13 protein-coding genes are annotated in these 14,468 nt (G+C 72.3%); 11 read left to right on the top strand and 2 right to left on the bottom strand.

From position 1 onward, the window contains the following. The first annotated feature begins 874 nt into the window (after positions 1-874). From C1I95_RS24250 to C1I95_RS24205, 10 genes are all read left to right on the top strand, one after another. Positions 875-3,712 (top strand): Na+/H+ antiporter subunit A, encoded by a 2,838-nt coding sequence (locus C1I95_RS24250; protein WP_111216984.1) that lies wholly within the window; start codon positions 875-877, stop codon positions 3,710-3,712. Next, on the top strand, positions 3,709-4,179 hold the full coding sequence (locus C1I95_RS24245; protein ID WP_111216982.1) for a Na(+)/H(+) antiporter subunit C: 471 nt from the start codon (positions 3,709-3,711) through the stop codon (positions 4,177-4,179). Before C1I95_RS24250 ends, C1I95_RS24245 begins: the two co-directional genes overlap by 4 nt. Positions 4,180-4,183: 4 nt before the next feature. Continuing rightward, on the top strand, positions 4,184-5,686 hold the full coding sequence (locus C1I95_RS24240) for a Na+/H+ antiporter subunit D (protein ID WP_111216980.1): 1,503 nt from the start codon (positions 4,184-4,186) through the stop codon (positions 5,684-5,686). Further along, positions 5,683-6,288 (top strand): Na+/H+ antiporter subunit E, encoded by a 606-nt coding sequence (locus C1I95_RS24235; RefSeq protein ID WP_111216978.1) that lies wholly within the window; start codon positions 5,683-5,685, stop codon positions 6,286-6,288. Before C1I95_RS24240 ends, C1I95_RS24235 begins: the two co-directional genes overlap by 4 nt. Then, complete coding sequence (locus C1I95_RS24230; RefSeq protein WP_111216976.1) at positions 6,285-6,548, top strand: MrpF/PhaF family protein; 264 nt, start codon at positions 6,285-6,287, stop codon at positions 6,546-6,548. Before C1I95_RS24235 ends, C1I95_RS24230 begins: the two co-directional genes overlap by 4 nt. Then, entirely contained in the window at positions 6,545-6,880 is a 336-nt protein-coding gene (mnhG, locus tag C1I95_RS24225; protein ID WP_111216973.1) for a monovalent cation/H(+) antiporter subunit G, read from the top strand. Before C1I95_RS24230 ends, mnhG begins: the two co-directional genes overlap by 4 nt. A gap of 166 nt (positions 6,881-7,046) precedes the next feature. Then, positions 7,047-8,615 (top strand): M28 family peptidase, encoded by a 1,569-nt coding sequence (locus C1I95_RS24220; protein WP_111216971.1) that lies wholly within the window; start codon positions 7,047-7,049, stop codon positions 8,613-8,615. A gap of 205 nt (positions 8,616-8,820) precedes the next feature. Next, positions 8,821-10,173 carry a hemolysin family protein gene (locus C1I95_RS24215; RefSeq protein ID WP_111216969.1) on the top strand — a complete coding sequence of 451 codons (1,353 nt, stop codon included), beginning with the start codon at positions 8,821-8,823 and terminating at the stop codon, positions 10,171-10,173. 76 nt (positions 10,174-10,249) lie between these two features. Continuing rightward, on the top strand, positions 10,250-11,317 hold the full coding sequence (locus C1I95_RS24210; RefSeq protein ID WP_111216967.1) for a hemolysin family protein: 1,068 nt from the start codon (positions 10,250-10,252) through the stop codon (positions 11,315-11,317). A gap of 11 nt (positions 11,318-11,328) precedes the next feature. Continuing rightward, positions 11,329-12,249 (top strand): sporulation protein, encoded by a 921-nt coding sequence (locus C1I95_RS24205; protein ID WP_111216965.1) that lies wholly within the window; start codon positions 11,329-11,331, stop codon positions 12,247-12,249. Between the two features lie 32 nt (positions 12,250-12,281). Here C1I95_RS24205 and leuE read toward each other — a convergent pair whose 3' ends face one another. Next, entirely contained in the window at positions 12,282-12,944 is a 663-nt protein-coding gene (leuE, locus tag C1I95_RS24200; protein WP_111216963.1) for a leucine efflux protein LeuE, read from the bottom strand. After that, entirely contained in the window at positions 12,941-14,185 is a 1,245-nt protein-coding gene (locus C1I95_RS24195) for a bifunctional pyridoxamine 5'-phosphate oxidase family protein/GNAT family N-acetyltransferase (protein WP_111216961.1), read from the bottom strand. The genes leuE and C1I95_RS24195 overlap by 4 nt, the downstream gene beginning before the upstream one ends. Before the next feature lie 34 nt (positions 14,186-14,219). Between C1I95_RS24195 and C1I95_RS24190 the strand changes: the two genes are divergently transcribed. Next, positions 14,220-14,468: GntR family transcriptional regulator (locus tag C1I95_RS24190; protein ID WP_146605809.1), on the top strand; the 249-nt coding region annotated here is incomplete at its 3' end.

Here is a 14,468-nt window from a genome sequence, read left to right as displayed (position 1 = left end):
CCCCGCCCGTGCTTTGCCCGCTACCGGCACGATCGAGCGTCAGCCGATGCACATGAACACGCTCGATCCAGGATCGAGTGGCCTGCCAGCCGCGATGAGGCCACTCGATCCTGGATCGAGCACGTGCCCTGGGGCGTCACCGGGCAGCCACCTGGTGCCGGTGCCTCTGGTGCCGCCCGGACAACCCTTCAGCCCCGCGCGACACCAACCAGGTCGGCGGCGGCGACCCAGCGCACGGGCCGGGTCACGCCACCACCGTTTGACGAACGCAAAGGGCGGCGCCCTGGCGGTCGGGCCCCTGGCGGCCGAGCCTCCTGTGGGCACCGCGAGGCCGGGCTGCTCTGCCCGGGGCCATCCACGTCCCACCGCACACTGCCCCCTTTGGCCACCTGCACCGAACCGCGACCCTGCATGATCATTACCCCGCGTAACCGCAGCCGGGTCGCCGCTGGGCCGACACCGGTTATCCCTGATTGCTCTTTGCTCTGCTTCAACCGACGCAACAGCGCCTGACCGGCACCAACACGCCGGCCCCTGGCCGTACCACGCGGCAGCGGCCGGCGCAGGCAGTGACCGTTGCGTCAGTTGAAGCAGAGCAAAGGGGAAGCGGGGTAGAGGTCACGGGCGGGCAGGCCGATACCAGTTGTGACGATCAAGCGCCTCCTGTCGGAGGCGTACTCAGATTGACGAAACCCATAGGGGCGCCCTGGGTGGCGGCCGGTGGCCCGGTCCGGCGGGGTGACCCGAATCCGTGATAGTGGGAAAAGCGGGTTCATTTCGGGAAAACAGCCCATAGCGCGGCGAACTGTCGTCTGATCGCTCGTAGGCGCCGTGCACGCGGGAGGGGCGCCGCTGCCACTCGACCGGGAGCGCCGTGCTCGTACTGCTGATCCTGCACCTGGTGGCGGCCGTCGCGGCGCCGCTGCTGGTCCGCTGGTGCGGGCCCCGCGCCTGCTACCTGATGGCACTCGCGCCCGCCGCCGCGTTCGGCTGGGCGGTGGTACGCACACCCGCTGTCGCCGACGGCGGCGCGGTGGTCGAGACGTACCCGTGGATCCCCCGGCTGGGGTTGGACCTAGCGCTGCGGATGACCACCCTGTCCTGGCTGATGACGCTGCTGGTCGGCGGCATCGGCGCGCTGGTGCTGGTCTACAGCGCACGGTACTTCCCGCCCGACGCGAGCGGGACCGCCCGGTTCGCCGGGGTGATGGTCGCCTTCGCCGGGGCGATGCTCGGCCTCGTCCTCTCCGACGACCTGCTGCTGCTCTACGTCTGCTGGGAACTCACCACGGTCTTCTCGTACCTGCTGATCGGGCACAGCACCGAGCGGCGGTCCAGCCGCTGGGCGGCCGCCCAGGCGTTGATGATGACCACGGTCGGCGGCCTGGCCATGCTGATCGGGTTCATCATGCTCGGCCACCACGCGGGCACCTACCGCTGGTCGGAACTGGCCGAACGCCCGCTGCCCGGCGGGGCGTACCTGGCCAGCGCCGTGCTGCTGATCCTGCTCGGGGCACTGTCCAAGTCGGCGGTGCTGCCGTTCACCTCGTGGCTGCCGGTGGCGATGGCGGCGCCGACGCCGGTGAGCGCGTACCTGCACGCGGCGGCGATGGTGAAGGCCGGCGTCTACCTGCTCGGCCTGCTCGCCCCGGTGCTCGCCGTGGCCGGCCCGTGGCGTCCGGTGGTGCTGGTCGCCGGGCTGGCCACCATGGTGATGGGCGGCTGGGCGGCGCTGCGGCAGACCGACCTGAAGCTGCTACTGGCGTACGGCACGGTGAGTCAGCTCGGCCTGCTGGCGGTGGTCATCGGGGTGGGCACCGCGGACGCCGCGCTGGCCGGCGTCGCGATGCTGCTCGCCCACGCCCTGTTCAAGGCGGCGCTGTTCCTCGTCGTCGGCGTGATCGACCACGGCGCCGACACCCGCGACCTGCGTGAGCTGTCCGGGCTGTGGCGCACCGCTCCGGTGCTGGCCGGGGTGGCGCTGCTGGCCGCGGCGTCGATGGCCGGCCTGCCGCCACTGCTCGGCTTCGTCGCCAAGGAGGCCGTGTTCACCGCCTTCATCGACCAGCCGCTGCTGCTGGCGGTGCTGGTCGCCAGCACCGCGCTGACCGTCGCGTACAGCATCCGCTTCATCTGGGGCGCGTTCGGCACCCGGCTCGGTGCGGCGCCGACCGAACTGGGTCGGATCGCGGTGCCGATGCTGGTGCCGGCCGCCCTGCTGGCCGGCGCCGGGCTGGTCGCCGGCGCGGCGGCGGGCGTGCTGGACGACCTGCTCCGCCCGTACCCGGAACTCTTCGGCAGCGTCCACGGGCACCTGGCGGTCTGGTCCGGCCTCACCCCGGCGGTCGGCCTGTCCGCGCTGGCGGTGGTCGTCGGCGCGGCGCTGTTCGCGCTGCGTGGCCCGCTGGCCCCGGTGCTGGCCCGGCTACGGTCGCCGGTCGGTGGTCTGCAGGGCTATGCGTGGATCACCCATCGGTTCGACCGGGCCGCCGTGGACGTCACCAGCGTCACCCAGCGGGGTTCGCTGCCGCAGTATCTCGGTCTCATCCTGATCGTGCTGGCCGCCGTGCCCGGCGGCGCGTTGCTGTTGACCCGGCCGTGGGAGAAGAAGCTCGCCTTCTGGGACACCTCCGCACAACCGGTGGTGCTGCTGGTGATCAGCGCCGCGGCCGTGCTCGCCGTCAACGCCCGCCGGCGGCTGACGGCGATGCTGCTGGTCGGGGTGACCGGCTACGGCACCGCGATGCTCTTCGTGCTGCACGGCGCGCCCGACCTGGCGCTGACCCAGTTGCTCGTGGAGACGGTGACCATCGCGGTCTTCGCGCTGGTGCTGCGCCAGTTGCCGGAGCGGTTCTCGGCGCGACCGCTGCGGCGCAGCCGCTGGATCCGGCGGGCGATCGGCGTGACGGTCGGCGTGACCGTCGCCGGACTCGCGGTGACCGCCACGGCCGCCCGGCATGTGCGCAGCATCTCCGAGGAGCTTTCGCACCTGGCCGTCACCCAGGGGCACGGCCGCAACGTGGTCAATGTGACGTTGGTCGACATCCGGGCCTGGGACACGCTGGGGGAACTGTCGGTGCTGGTGGCCGCGGCCACCGGGGTGGCGAGCCTGGTCTTCCAGCAGTCCCGCACCGGGCCCCGCCCCCGCCGGCTGGACGCCGACCGTCGTGCGGCCCCCGCCGGCCGAGCGTTGTGGCTGCGCGGCGGGCCGACCCTGCACGAGCGCAACCGTTCGATCGTGCTGGAGGTGGTCACCCGGCTGGTCTTCCACACGGTGGTGCTCTTCTCCCTGTACCTGCTGTTCTCCGGGCACAACGCGCCCGGTGGCGGGTTCGCCGGCGGGCTGGTCGCCAGCCTGGCGTTGACCGTGCGCTACCTGGCCGGTGGCCGCAACGAGTTGGCCGAGTCCGCACCGGTCGGTGCCGGCACGGTGCTCGGCGCCGGAATGGCCTGCACGGTAGGCGGCGGGTTGCTCTCCCTGCTGGCCGGCGAGGGCGCGTTGAGCAGCGCGAAAGTCAACCTCTGGGCGCCGTTGGTGGGGGATTTCTACCTGGTCACCTCGCTGTTCTTCGACGTCGGCGTCTACCTCGTGGTGATCGGGTTGGCGCTGGACGTGCTGCGCAGCCTCGGCGCCGAGGTGGACCGGCACATCGAGGCGGCCGGCCGCGCCGACGGCGGGTTGGCCGTCGACCACCCGGAGGAGGCCAGGTGAGCACCGGCGCCAACCTGGTGTCCTTCGTCGCGATCGGGGTGCTCGTCGGTTGCGGAGTGTCGCTGCTGTTGGAGCGCAGCCTGAGCCGGGTCCTGCTCGGCATCATCCTGATCGGAAACGGGATCAACCTGCTGATCATCTTCGGTAGCCGGTCCGGCCGGGCACCGATCGTCGGGGTCACCGAGGCGCCGTCGATGAGTGACGCGTTGCCCCAGGCCATGGTGCTCACCGCCATCGTGATCACCTTCGGGATCACCGCCTTCCTGCTGGCGCTCAGCTATCGCAGCTGGTACCTGACCGGCGACGACGAGGTGCCGGACGACATCGAGGATCAGCAGATCGTGCGTCGTGCCGCGCGCAAGGAGGTCTCCACCGCGGACCTCGGCGGCGAGGGAGCGGGCTCGGACGAGGAGCAGGTCGATCCGCCGGTGCAGCGGGGGGCCTTTCCGGACGAGGGGCCGGGGTGAGCCGATGACCGCACTCGTGCCGCTGCCGGTGATGTTGCCGCTGCTGGGCGCCGCGCTGACCCTGTTGCTGGCGAACCGGCCGTTGCCCCAGCGGGTGGTCAGTGTGAGCTGCCTGGGCGGCACCCTGGTGGTGGCGGTGGTGCTGCTGGTGCAGGCGTACCGGCACGGGCCGCTGGTGGTCGAGATCGGTGACTGGCGGGCGCCGGTGGGCATCGTGCTGGTCGCCGACCAACTGGCCGCGCTGATGCTGGTGGTCTCCTCGGCGGTCACCCTCTGCGTGTTGCTCTACTCGATCGGTCAGGGGCAGGCGGAGACCGGCGAGACCGCTCCGCTGGCCATCTTCCACCCGACCTATCTGGTGCTGACCGCCGGTGTGACCAACGCGTTCCTCGCCGGTGACCTGTTCAACCTCTTCGTCGGCTTCGAGATGCTGCTCGCCGCCAGCTTCGTCCTGATCACCCTGAACGGCACCCGGCTGCGCATCCGCACCGGCTCCACGTACGTGGTGGTCAACGTGCTGGCCTCGATGATCTTCCTGATCTCGGTGGGTCTGGTCTACGCGGCCACCGGCACGCTCAACCTGGCTCACCTCGCCGCCCGGCTGGACGCGCTGCCCGAGGGCGTACGGCTGAGCCTGCAACTGATGCTGTTGCTGGCCTTCGGCATCAAGGCTGCGGTCTTCCCACTGTCGGCCTGGCTGCCGGACAGCTATCCGACCGCCCCGGCCCCGGTCACCGCCGTCTTCGCCGGCCTGCTCACCAAGGTCGGCGTGTACGCGATCATCCGGACCCAGACGCTGCTCTTCCCCGGTCACCAGGCCGGCGAGCTGCTGATGGTGGTGGCCGGGCTGACCATGCTGGTCGGCATCCTCGGCGCGGTGGCCCAGTCGGACATGAAGCGACTGCTGTCCTTCACCCTGGTCAGCCACATCGGTTTCATGATCTTCGGGGTCGGGCTCAGCACGGTCGCCGGGCTGGTCGGGGCGATCTTCTACGTGGTCCACCACATCACCATCCAGACCGCCCTGTTCCTGGTCGCCGGCCTGGTCGAGCAACGGACCGGCAGCACCGACCTGCGTCGGCTCGGCGGGCTGGCCCGGATGGCACCGGTGCTCGGCGTGCTCTTCTTCGTCTCGGCGATGAACCTCGCCGGCATTCCGCCCTTCTCCGGCTTCCTCGGCAAACTCGGCCTGCTCCAGGCCGGTGTGGCGGCCGGCGGCCCGCTGCCCTGGGTGCTGGTCGCCGTCGGCACGCTGACCAGCCTGCTCACCCTCTACGTGGCGAGCCGGGTGTGGAACCTGGCCTTCTGGCGCGCACCCTGCCAGACCGTCACGCCGACCGCCCCGCTGCCCGCGCTGATGGTCGGCGCCACCGTGGCCCTGGTGGCGCTCGGGGTGGGGCTGACCGTGGTGGCCGGGCCGCTGTTCGACGTGACCACCGGCGCGGCCGTCGACCTGCGCGATCGCACCCCGTACATCCGCGCCGTCCTGCCCGGCGGCCCACCGTGACCGGTCCGGCCGCGGGCGCGGCACCGGGACCGCCGGACCGGGGCGTCCGGGCCCGGCTGGGCCGGTGGCGCGACTGGCTGATCGCGTACGGCTGGCTGGTGCTGGTCTGGAACCTGCTCTGGGGCGAGGTCAGCTGGGGCAACCTGCTGGGCGGGCTGCTCGTGGCCGGGGTGGTGCTGGTGTTCTTCCCGCTGCCGCCGGTGACCTTCGGCGGTCGGCTGCGGTTGCGCGGGCTACTGGTGTTCGGGGTGCGGTTCGTGGTGGAACTGGTCCAGGCCAGCCTGCACGTGGCCCGGATCGCGGTGCAGCCCGGCTACGTCCCGCGTTCGGCCATCGTCGCGGTCCGGCTGCGGATTCCCACCGACCTCAACCTGGCGCTCACCGCCGAAGCGCTGTCGTTGGTGCCGGGCACCTTGATCGTCGAGGTGGACCGGGCCGGCGGGCGGCTGTACGTGCACGTGCTCGACGTACGCAGACCGGCCGACCTCACCGCCGCCCGTGAGCAGGTCCGCGCCTTGGAACGGCGGATCATCGCGGCGGTCGGCTCGACGGCCGAGGTACGCCGGATGCGCTCCGAACCTGCCGAGAAGGAGTCCTCGTGAACACCGTCCTCGTCGTCATCCTGGCCAGCGTGCTGTCGGTGGCCGCCCTGCTCGCCGTGGTCCGGCTCTACCGGGGACCGTCGCTGCTGGACCGGGTGATCGCCGCCGACATGCTGCTCGCCACCATGGTCGGTGCCATCGGCGCCGAGGCGGCCATCACCCGGCACGCCACCACGCTGCCGGTGCTGGTGGTGCTCGCCCTGCTCGGCTTCGTCGGCTCGGTGTCCCTGGTCCGCTTCGCCGTTCGGCAGCAGCCGTGACACCGGGGGTCGTCGCCGACTGGTTGGGTGCGGTCAGCCTGGTCGCCGGCGCGCTGCTGAACCTGGCCGCCGCGATCGGGGTGCTGCGGTTCCCGGACGCGCCGAGCCGGATGCACGCGGCCACCAAGCCACAGGTGCTGGGCGTGCTGCTCCTGCTGCTCGGGGTGGCGTTGCGGCTGCGCAGCCCGTCCGATCTCGGAATGATCCTGCTGGTCGGCGTCTTCCAGTTGGCCACCGCCCCGGTCGCCGCGCAGATGATCGGTCGGGCCGCGTACCGCAGCGGGCGGCTGGAGCGACAACTGCTCGAGACCGACGAGTTGGCTGAGCGGTGACGCGCGCCGGATTTCGGGGAGGCCGACTATTCCGGCGTCTTGCGTCTTGCCCGCCGGGGCGGACGGCTGGACCCTCTCGCAGAGACGGCCATCGATCAAGTGGCCGTCCTCCGGCGCCACGCGCACCCCCGCGTGGCCGGTGCTCGCCCCCGAACCGGGAGGACCGATGAGACCCCGTACCCCTCGCACCACCTGGCTTGCCGCGGCCGTCGCCGGCGCGACCGCCGTAGCGGCGACGGCCCTGGCCGGCACGCCGGTCGCCGCCCGACCCGTGGTGGCCGCGCCGGTCGCCGCCGCCGTCGCCGCGCCCAACATCGCCCTGGCGAACGTGAAGGCGCACCTGAGCCAGTTCCAGTCGATCGCGACCGCCAACGGCGGCAACCGGGCCCACGGACGGCCCGGCTATCTCGCCTCGGTCAACTACGTCAAGGCGCAACTCGACGCGGTCGGCTACACCACCACGGTGCAGTCGTTCACCTACAACGGCGCGACCGGGTACAACCTGATCGCCGACTGGCCGGGTGGTGATCCCAACGCGGTCGTGATGACCGGGGCGCACCTGGACAGCGTCACCGCCGGGCCCGGGATCAACGACAACGGCTCGGGTTCGGCGGCGATCCTGGAGGTGGCGCTCACCGTCGCCCGTACCGGCTTCGCCCCCGACCGGCACCTGCGGTTCGGCTGGTGGGGCGCGGAGGAGTTGGGGCTGCGCGGCTCGCAGTACTACGTCAACAACCTGCCCGCCGCCGAGCGGACCCGGATCAAGCAGTACCTCAACTTCGACATGGTCGGCTCGCCCAACGCCGGCTACTTCGTCTACGACGGGGACAACTCCGACGGCGTGGGTGCCGGCCCCGGGCCGGCCGGCTCGGCGCAGATCGAACAGACCATCCAGGCGTACTTCACCTCGATCGGGGTGCCCACCCGGGGCACCGACTTCGACGGGCGCAGCGACTACGGCCCGTTCATCAGCGTGGGCATCCCGGCCGGCGGCACCTTCACCGGCGCCGAGGGCATCAAGAGCAGCGCCCAGGCGTCGCTGTGGGGCGGCACCGCCGGGCAGGCGTTCGACCCCTGCTACCACCGTTCCTGCGACACCACCACCAACATCAACGACACCGCCCTGGACCGCAACGCCGACGCGATCGCGTACACGGTCTGGACGCTGGCCCAGGTGGCGACCCCGCCGCCCGGCACCACCGTGTACAGCGACACCTTCGAGACCGCCACCGGTTGGACCACCAACCCGGCCGGCACGGACACCGCGACGGCCGGTCAGTGGGAGCGCGGCGACCCCGAGGCCACCAGCAGCTCCGGCATCGCCACCCAGCTCGGCACCACGGTCAGCGGAAGCTACGACCTGGTCACCGGACGGCTGGCCGGCAGCAGTGCCGGGGACTACGACCTCGACGGCGGGGTGAGCACCATCCAGTCGCCGGCCATCACCCTGCCGTCGACGGGCACGTTGACCCTGTCGTTCGCGTGGTACCTGGCCCACCTGAACAACTCCAGCAGCGCCGACTATCTCCGGGTGCGGGTGGTGGGCACCGGCACGGTGACCGCGCTGAACGTGGCCGGCGCGGCCACCAACCGGGCGGCCTCCTGGCAGAGCGCCAGCGTCAACATCTCGACCCTGCGCGGGCAGACCGTGCGGATCGTGATCGACGCCGCCGACGCGAGCACGGCCAGCCTGGTCGAGGCCGCCGTCGACGACGTCCGGATCGTGCAGAGCTGACCGGTTCATCTGGCCGGTCGGCCGGCTCGGCCCCGGCGGTGCCTCGGCACCGGCGGGGCCGCTCGCCGCACACCCCACGATCTCGCCCCGAGCGCCGGTAGAATGACGGCATGATCGACTCTTCTGCCCAGGAGGGCAGCAGTAGCCAGCCGGGTAAGCCCCGGCATCCACACGATCCGACGGCACCGGGAGCCCTGAGCATCCCGTGTTGATCCTCGTCGGTCTTCTTCTGATCATCGTTTTGACCGTCGCGACGGGGTACTTCGTCGCGCAGGAGTTCGGCTACGTCGCCGTCGACCGAGGCAAGCTCAAGCAACGCGCCGCCGAGGGCGACCAGGCGTCCGCCCGGGCCCTGGAGGTCACCGGCCGGCTGTCGTTCATGCTCTCCGGCGCGCAGCTCGGCATCACCGTCACCGCCCTGCTGGTCGGCTACGCGGCCGAGCCCTACCTCGGCGCCGGCCTGGCCGAGCTGTTCGGCGTCGCCGGCGTCTCCACCGGGGTCAGCCTGCCGCTGTCGGTCGTACTGGCCCTGGTCATCGCCACCGTCGTGCAGATGGTGGTGGGCGAGCTGGCGCCGAAGAACCTGGCCATCGCGCGCCCGGAGGCGGTCGCCCGGGCGCTGTCCCGCTCCACCCTCATCTACCTGGCGATCGCCGGTCCGGTGATCAAGCTGTTCGACCGGGCCGCGGTGCGGCTGCTGCGGCGGATCGGCATCGAGCCGATCGAGGAGCTGCCCAGCGGAGCCACCCCGGAGGACCTGGAGCAGATCATCGCCGAGTCCCGGCTGGGGGGGCACCTCGACGCCGAGATGTCGACGCTGCTCGACCGGGGGCTCGACTTCCGGGAGCTGACCGCCGGGGAGGCCATGGTGCCCCGGGTCGACGTGCACACCGTCCGGGCCGACGAGCCGATCAGCCGGGTGGTCGAGCTGCTCGACACCGGGCGCTCCCGTTTCCCGGTACGCGGTGCCGAGGGCGTCGACGACCTGGTCGGCGTGATCGGCATCGCCGACGTGCTCCGGGTCCCGCCGGCCGAGCGCGCCACCACCCCGGTCAGCGCGGTGGCCGTACCGCCGCTGCTGGTGCCGGAGTCGCTGCCGCTGCCCACGGTGCTGGACCGGCTGCGCTCCGGGCACCGTCAGCTCGCCTGCGTGGTCGACGAGTACGGCGGTTTCGCCGGCGTCATCACGCTGGAGGACATCGCCGAGGAACTGGTCGGGCCGATCCGCGACGAGGACGACCCACCGGAGCGGGCCCCGGCCCGGCAGGACGACGGCTCGTGGGTGGTGCCGGCGCGCTGGCGCATCGACGAGGTCGCCGACAGCACCGGCATCGCGCTGCCCGAGCACCCCGAGTACGACACCCTCTCCGGGTTGGTCATGCGGGAGCTGGGCCGGGTGCCCGAGGTCGGTGACCGGCTGGAGATCACCCTGCCGGCCGACGGCGACCACCACGAGGTCCTCCCGCGTGCCCTCGTCGAGGTGCTCGCGGTCGACCGGCACGTGGCCGACTCGGTCCGCCTCCAGGTGACCGGCGGCCGTAGCGAGGTGACGGCATGAGCGAGCTTGAGCGAGCGAATCAGCGGGGCAGGGTGGAAACTGCTCAGGCCGGCGCCGAGCGACGCGAGGTGACGGCATGAGCACCGGATTTGCGCTGATCACCTCGGTGGTCCTGCTGGCGCTCAACGGGTTCTTCGTCGCCGCCGAGTTCGCCCTGGTCGCGAGCAAGCGGTACCGCCTGGAGCAGGCAGCGGCCGGCGGCGGCCGGCCGGCCCGGGCCGCGCTCGACGGGGTACGCGAACTGTCTCTGATGCTGGCCGGCGCGCAGCTCGGTATCACGCTGTGCACGCTGGGCCTTGGTGCGCTGGCCGAGCCGGCGATCGAGCGCCTGCTCAGCCCGCTGCTGCACACCGTCGGCCTGCCGTACGGCGCGAGCCACGTGATCGCGCTGATCTTCGCGCTGAGCCTGGTCACCTTCCTGCACCTGGTGGTCGGCGAGATGGCGCCGAAGTCCTGGGCGATCACCGACCCGGAGCGCTCCGCGTTGCTGCTGGCCCTGCCGTTCCGGGCGTTCGCCCGGGTGGCCCGGCCGGTGCTGTCGGTTCTGAACGCGGTGGCCAACGCGATGCTGCGACTGGTCAAGGTCAACCCACAGGACCAGTTGGCCCAGGTGCACGGCCCCGACGAGCTGCGGATGCTGCTGGAGCAGTCCCGCGAGCACGGGCTGCTGGGTGCCGCGCAGCACGAGCTGCTGACCAGCATGCTGGAGCTGCAAGGGACCACCGTCGCCCAGGTGATGGAACCGGTCGAGCAGATGGTGACGGTGCGCCGGGACGACCCGGTGGACCGGGTCGAGCAGGTCAGCCGGGACAGCGGCCGGTCGCGGCTGGCGGTGCTGGACGCCGGCGGTGACGTCTGCGGCCTGGTGCACGTACGGGAGGCGGTGCGGGCCACCGCCACCCGTCCCGAGGCGGTCGCGGGCGACCTGATGAACGACGCGATCAGCCTGCCCGCCACGGCCACCGTGACCGAGGCGGTGGCCGCGATGCGGGCCCGCCAGTCCCAGCTCGCGCTGGTCCGCAACGGTGGCGGTCCGACCCGGCCGATCGGCTTCGTCGCGCTGGAGGACCTGCTGGAGGAGGTCATCGGTGAGTTCGACGACGAGACCGATCCGATCCCGCGCGCGGTGCGCCGGCTGAGGTAGGAGCGACGCGGGTGCGGCTGACGGGGGTGTCACCGGAGTCGGGCGGTACGGGCCTGACGGTGCGCACCGCCCTGGCCAACCCGAGCACCCGCCCCGGCCTTCGGTTGCCGGGGCGGGTGACGCTCCTCGCGGGCTCCGTCGACGTGCCGGTCTACCACGTCCGGCTCGGCCTGGTCAGCACGGTCGAGCCGGACGATCCGGAGGAGCCCCGCCGGCTGGTGCAGTTCCACCAGGCGCAGGTGGCCGACGCCCTGGTGCTGCGGGCGGGGCGGGGTCGGTCGATCCCCTTCGAGTTCCCGTTGCCCTGGGAGACGCCGGTGACCACGTTCGGTGGGGTGCCGCTGCTCAGCCTGCGGATGGCGCTGCGTACCGAGGTGGCGATCGAGCCGGCGCTGGACCAGGGCGCGATGGTGCCGATCTTCGTCCACCCGCTGCCAACCCAGCAGCACATCCTCGCCGCCCTGGACACGCTCGGCTTCAGCGTCCGCCAGGCCGGGCTGGTCGACGGTGTGCTGCCCGGGGTGGAGCAGACCCTGCCCCTGCACCAGCGGTGGGGTTTCTGGGTGGGCCCGCTCTACGCCGGGCCGATCACCGAACTGGAGGTGATCTTCGTGGCCAATTCCGCCGGCCTCGAAGTGATCTTCTGGTGCGACCGCCGGCTGGCGCTGGCCGGGATCACCCACACCAGCATCAGCCGGTTCCGGATCTGGCACGCCGGTGCCGACCAGCGGGACTGGATATCCACCGTGGACGGCTGGTTGCGGGTGGCGATCAACCGGCACGCCGCCGCGGCGGCGCACGCCGACTGGTCGGCCAACATCACCGAGTCGGCCCACGTCAGCCGTCCACCCGACGAGCCGATCCAGCCCGGCTTCGGCCTGGGCGGCACGGCGGGCAGCCCGGGCGTCGGTGGCGGCGGCGACGGCACTTGAAGCCCCGCCGCGCGTCGCGCGGGCCCGTCCTTTCATCCCTGGGCGAGCTTGAGGCCGAAGCCGAGGAAGAGCGCGCCGACGGCGGTGGTCGCGCCGGCGGACAGCCGGCGGCGCTGCCGGAACTGGGCGGCCAGGAACGTGCCCGCGAAGATCAGCGCGGTCAGGTAGAGCGCGCTGGTCACCTGGGCGATCAGGCCGAGCAGCAGGAAGGACAGCGCCGGCCAGGCGTAGGTCGGGTCGACGAACTGGATGAAGAACGAGATGAAGAACAGGATCGCCTTCGGGTTGAGCAGGCTGATCACGAGGGCCTTGCGGAACGGGCTGCGCGTCGCCGCCGGCTCCGCGGCGTCGATCAGCCGCGGCGTGGTCGGGTCGTTGCGGTCCCGCCAGCGCCGCCAGGCCGCGCGCAGCATGGTCAACCCCACGTAGCCCAGGTACGCGGCGCCCGCGTACTTGATCACGAGGAAGACCGGTGGGTACGCCTTGAGCAGCGACGCCACCCCGGCGGCGGAGAGGAACATGAGCACCCCGTCGCCGACGAAGACCCCGGCCGCGGCCCGGTAACCGGTGCCCACGCCCCGCCGGGCGGCGGTGGAGAGTACGAAGAGCGAGTTGGGCCCGGGCAGCAGCACGATGGCCACGGTGCCCAGCACGTACGTCCAGATGTCGGTGATCCCCAGCACGCCGGACATCATCCGGCCGCCGGGGCCTGGGGGAGAAGACTTTCCCGCAGGCTGGCCTGTGCGTTCGGCCACTCGTCGACGGTCATCGAATACTGCACGGTGTCCCGCCACGAGCCGTCCGGGCGCAGCCGGTGCCGGCGCAGCACTCCCTCCCGGGTCGCGCCGAGCCGCTCGATGGCCCGCTGCGAGCGCTCGTTGCGGATGTCGGTGTGCCAGACCACCCGTACCGCGCCCAGCTCGTCGAAGGCACGGGCGAGCAGCAGCAGCTTCGCCTCGGTGTTGATCCCGGTACGCCACCAGGGCCGGCCGAGGAACGTGTGCCCGATCGCCACCGACCGCCGCTCGGGGTCGATCTCGTAGTAGGAGGTGCTGCCGACCACCGCCCCGGTGACCGCGCACCGCTGCACCCAGGCGACCCGCTCGCCCCGGTGCTGCTCGGCCAGGGCGGCGGCGATCACCTCGCGCAGCTCCGCCGGACCGGTCGGCAGCGGCCCGCTCAGGTGCCGCCAGACCTCCGGGTCGGCGGTCGCCGCGTACAGCTCGTCGGCGTGGGACAGGTCCAGCGGTTCGAGTCGTACGTGGCTGCCGCCCAGCGCGGCCGGCGCGTGCCACGGCGTCCGGGCCGTGCGCAGGTACGCCGGCAAGGGGGCGGTCACCCCGGCGTCGGGCTCGGGCCGGCCGGCGGTCAGCCGCAGCGGCACCACCCCGGCCCAGTGCGCCAGCGCGAGGTCGGCCGGGTCGTCCTGCACGCCGCCGCTGCGGGCGCGTACCGACACCTCGCGGAGCGGCAGCGCCAGCACGGCGGTCTCGGCCAGCTCACGGCGGTTCGGCGGCCGGCTGTCCGCCGCGCGGCCGGCGCCCACCTTCTCCACCAGGGCGGTCAGCACGTCGGCCTTCTCGCCCGGGTCGGTGACCAGGTGGGCGGTGCCGTGCGCGACCACGGACCGGTAGTTGGCGCTGTGGTCGAAGTGTGAGCGGCTGTAGACCAGCCCGTCGAGCAGGGTGACCGCCACACAGACCGGCAGCCCGTCACCCCGGGCGGCGAGCAGCGGCCGGCTGCCGGTGGAGCCGTGCAGGTAGAGGGTGTCGCCGACGCGTACGTGCAGGGTGGGCAGCACGCGTGGTTCACCGTCCACGGTGAACCCGAGCGCGCAGTGGTACGCCTCGTCGAGCACGGCGTGCGCGGCGGCCCGGTCGTAGCTCATCCGATCCCGGGAGCGGCTGGCGGTGGTGCGGGCGGTCGGCGGGTACATGCGTCCACCTTTGTTCTAGTACAATGCTGGATTTGTGTCAGCACGCTATCAGGTCACCGGTGCGACGGCCGTCGAGATTTCGGCCAGCATCGAGTCGGCCATCCGCGTCACCGCCCTCGCCCCGGGCGCACTTCTCCCGCCGGTCCGGGCGCTCGCCGCCGAGCTGGCGGTCAGCCCGGCCACCGTCTCCCGCGCCTACGCCGAGCTGCGCCAGCGGGGGCTGATCGTCACCGCCGGCCGCAACGGCACCCGCGTCCGGCCCCGCCCGCCGGTGGCCACCCAC

Source organism: Micromonospora craterilacus (assembly GCF_003236315.1).
GTDB classification, from domain to species: Bacteria; Actinomycetota; Actinomycetes; order Mycobacteriales; family Micromonosporaceae; genus Micromonospora; species Micromonospora craterilacus.
Note: the sequence above shows the minus strand (reverse complement) of the source record. Positions and strands in the feature narration are given on the sequence as shown.

What these genes read in the sequence shown, in the direction of transcription:
- C1I95_RS24210 (WP_111216967.1), top strand. Translation starts at nt 10,250, where the DNA reads ATGAGCACCGGATTTGCGCTGATCACCTCGGTGGTCCTGCTGGCGCTC.
- leuE (WP_111216963.1), bottom strand. Translation starts at nt 12,944, where the DNA reads ATGATGTCCGGCGTGCTGGGGATCACCGACATCTGGACGTACGTGCTG.
- C1I95_RS24195 (WP_111216961.1), bottom strand. Translation starts at nt 14,185, where the DNA reads ATGTACCCGCCGACCGCCCGCACCACCGCCAGCCGCTCCCGGGATCGG.
- C1I95_RS24240 (WP_111216980.1), top strand. Translation starts at nt 4,184, where the DNA reads ATGACCGCACTCGTGCCGCTGCCGGTGATGTTGCCGCTGCTGGGCGCC.
- C1I95_RS24220 (WP_111216971.1), top strand. Translation starts at nt 7,047, where the DNA reads ATGAGACCCCGTACCCCTCGCACCACCTGGCTTGCCGCGGCCGTCGCC.